Source organism: Bartonella sp. CL25QHWL (assembly GCF_042195335.1).
In the GTDB taxonomy this organism is placed as follows: domain Bacteria; phylum Pseudomonadota; class Alphaproteobacteria; order Rhizobiales; family Rhizobiaceae; genus Bartonella.
This window is the reverse complement of record NZ_JBHIOE010000111.1, coordinates 1-549: the sequence shown is the minus strand read 5'-3', so window position 1 is coordinate 549 and position 549 is coordinate 1. Positions and strand designations below refer to the sequence as shown.

The 549-nt window shown below is 33.7% G+C and carries 1 protein-coding gene; it reads right to left on the bottom strand.

Annotated elements, in window-relative coordinates; translation table 11 throughout:
• Positions 1-371: XRE family transcriptional regulator (locus ACFILY_RS09725; RefSeq protein WP_375638040.1), on the bottom strand; the 371-nt coding region annotated here is incomplete at its 3' end.
• Between the last annotated feature and the right edge of the window lie 178 nt (positions 372-549).

Genomic DNA, 549 nt, shown 5'->3' with positions numbered 1-549 from the left:
GCATTTTCTTTTCTTTGCGCTTCGCTAATCATCTCTAATAATGTTTTGAATGCTTCTAAATCCTCTTGTGAAAAATCTTTTAAAGTTCTAAAAAACATGCCAACAGTTTTACGCCTCAACGGATCAGAAGTCTTGATTGTAAAACTTTTGCGACAAGCATCCGATTCTCTTCTCAAAATTTCTGCTACCTCTTGATCTAAAGCATAGAGTTCAATTATCTTTTCCTCCAGTCCTACAGGAACAGATTTTTTGCCAATCTCGACAGAAGATAAAAATGCTACAGATATGTCTAATTTTTTAGCCATATCTAAAAGGCGTTCGGAGTGATCAATGCGAAGTTTCCGTAAAATTTTACCAAAAGATGTAACCATATAAAAAGTCCTATTAGAGAAGAAATATTTTCTTCTGATTCTAACAAATCTTTTTATGATTTTCTTCAATTATTACGAATCAAGAGTTCTTTTCGGGGTGGTTTTTTAGCAAAACCAGAGGTCCAAAGGGTCTCTAATTCTAAAAAGTCAAAATCCTTAAAGATCTCTCGAACCGCAT